The 2439-nt window shown below is 72.8% G+C and carries 2 protein-coding genes and 1 pseudogene; all 3 read right to left on the reverse strand.

Annotation, left to right across the window (positions count from 1 at the left end; genetic code table 11):
* Positions 1-850, reverse strand: a pseudogene (locus K377_RS40935) (1,4-alpha-glucan branching enzyme); the annotation flags it as partial.
* A gap of 34 nt (positions 851-884) precedes the next feature.
* Complete coding sequence (locus K377_RS40940; protein WP_111668697.1) at positions 885-2225, reverse strand: phosphotransferase; 1341 nt, start codon at positions 2223-2225, stop codon at positions 885-887.
* A gap of 4 nt (positions 2226-2229) precedes the next feature.
* A partial coding sequence (locus K377_RS40945) for an alpha-glucosidase C-terminal domain-containing protein (protein WP_181512778.1) occupies positions 2230-2439 on the reverse strand: 210 nt, incomplete at its 5' end.

The following is a 2439-nucleotide window of genomic DNA, read 5'->3' on the forward strand; positions in this document are numbered from 1 at the left end:
CGTAGGCGGGGAGTTGGTCGGCGAGCTGGCGGTAGGTGAGGCCGGGGCGCCAGGACGGCAGATGGATCTCGTAGACCGAGAACGGGGCCTCGTGCCCGGGGCGTTCGGTGCGCCGGGCCAGCCACTCCTCGTCCCGCCACGCGTAGTGCGAGGCATCGACGACCGACGCCGTGGCCGGCGGCTTCTCCGTGCGGCGCGCCATCGGGTCGGCGTGCTGGCGGCGCGATCCGTCGGGGCCCAGGATCTCGAACTTGTACAGCTCGCCCTCGCCGATGCCCGGCACGAACAGCTCCCACACTCCGGAGTGACCGAGGGAGCGCATCGGGGTGGCCGTACCGTCCCAGTGCCCGAAGTCGCCGACCAGGCGTACGCCGCGCGCTCGCGGAGCCCAGACCGTGAACCTGGTGCCCGATACCCCCTGATGCTCCATGATCCGCGCGCCGAGCGCGGTCCACAGCTCCTCGTGACGGCCTTCCTGGATGAGGTGCAGGTCCAACTCCCCGAGGGCGGGCAGGAATCGGTACGGGTCCTCCTGCTCGACGACCGTCTCCGGGTACGTGACCCGCAGGCGGTACGAGGGGACGGACGAGCCCGGTATCCGGCCCGCGAACAGTCCGTCGCCCGTGTGCGGCAGCTCCCAGGCCACACCGTCGGTCAAGGCCGCGACGGCGACCGCCCCGGGACGCAGGCAGCGCAGGACTGTTCCTGCCGGGTCCGGATGGCAGCCGAGCAGGGAGTGCGGGTCGTGGTGTGCGCCCTCCAGCAGGCGGGCCCGGGCGTCGGAGGCGATGCGCGGGGCCGTGGCCGCCGCGGTGCGGACAAGGGTGCCGATGACCGGGTCGGCCGTCATGGGGGCTCTTTTCGTGGAGGGCGGGCGGACGTCATCAGGCGGCGGTGGCGACGAGCCGGGCCACCGCGCGTAGGGGGACGTCGATCCATTCGGGCCGGTGGGCGGCTTCGTACAGGACTTCGTAGACGGCGCGGTCCGCCTCGTAGGCCCGCAGCAGGGCGGGCACTGAGTCCGGCTCGAAGCCGCCGGACTCGCCGTAACCGGTACGGAACGCCGACCGGCAGCGCTCGGCCCATTCAGGGTCCTCCGGGGCGCCCATGTGGCCGGCGTAGTCGAAGGACCGCAGCATGCCGACCACGTCACGGAGCGGGGAGCGGTCGCTGCGCCGCTCGGCCATCGGCTGGGCGGGCTCGCCCTCGAAGTCGACCACGTGCCACTGCCCCTGCGCGTGGAGGACCTGTCCGAGGTGGAGGTCGCCGTGCAGGCGCTGGAGCGGCAGGTCACCGGCGGCCGACGCGGCGGCGTAGATGCCCCGCAGACCCGCCGCGTGGCGGCGCAGGGCCGGTATCGCCTCGGCGCCGTGCACGAGCCGACGCGTCATCTCGGCGATGAGACACGGCAGATGGTGCGGTTCGGGGTCACGGACGGGGAAGGCGCGGGCGAGCGCCGTGTGCAGCTCGGCGGTGGTGCGGCCGAGGCTGTGCGCCTGCTCGGCGAAGTCGCCCCGCGCGGAGGCGGAGCGCAGCGCGAGCGTCCAGCCGTCGGTGGCCCGGGGGATGAACGGCTGCACCATGCCGAGCGTGCCCCAGAAGGGCGAGGTCGAGAAGAACCAGGCCGTCGGGGCCGGCACCCGGGCGTAGCCGGAGCGGGCCAGGGCGGTGGGGACCTCCAGGTCGGGGTTGATGCCCGGCCGGATGCGGCGGAACAGTTTGAGGATGAGGGTGTCGCCGTAGACGATCGAGGTGTTGGACTGCTCCGTACCGACCACGCGGGGTGTGAGCCCGGCGGGTACCGCGACGCGGGGGAACGACTCGAAGCGCAGATGTCCGCTGCTGCCGCCCCGGCGGATCCGGTCGAGGAGCAGGACCGCGACGCGCTGGTCGTGGACGGCGTCGTAGAGCAGCAGATCGCGTCCGCCCGGCGCGTGCACCCGCCCGAGGACGTGTTGCCGCAGTCTCGGCGCCGGGTCGGCGGCAGCGCCCAGGAACAGCTGGTAGTACGCGTCGTTCTCGCCGGGGTCCTCGGTGATCCGTACGACCAAGTGCTGGCAATCCGGTGTCAGTTCGGTGGCCGCCACGACCGTCACGGCGGTGATCCGGCCGCGGCCGGCGTACCAGCGCTGCGCGGGCAGCCACCGTCGCAGGAGGTCGTGGAGGGAGGCGGAGCCGAACACCGGGGTGCGTGTGCCGTCGAGGACGGCCGAGGGCGTATTCATGGCGTCAGTTCCCTTCCTGTCGAGCGGCACGGGGTGTGAGCCGACCTGCCCGCGGCAGCCGGAACCAGTAGAAGTTGTGGCCCGCCAGCGTCAGGAGGTAGGGCAGTTCGCCGATGGCGGGGAACCGGACTCCGCCGATCAGCTCGACGGGGTGGCGGCCGCTGAAGGACTGGAGGTCGAGTTCGGTGGGCTGGGCGAAGCGGGAGAAGTTGTG

This window comes from Streptomyces sp. PsTaAH-137 (assembly GCF_003259365.1).
Classification (GTDB): domain Bacteria; phylum Actinomycetota; class Actinomycetes; order Streptomycetales; family Streptomycetaceae; genus Streptomyces.

What these genes read in the sequence shown, in the direction of transcription:
- K377_RS40940 (WP_111668697.1), bottom strand. Translation starts at nt 2,225, where the DNA reads ATGAATACGCCCTCGGCCGTCCTCGACGGCACACGCACCCCGGTGTTC.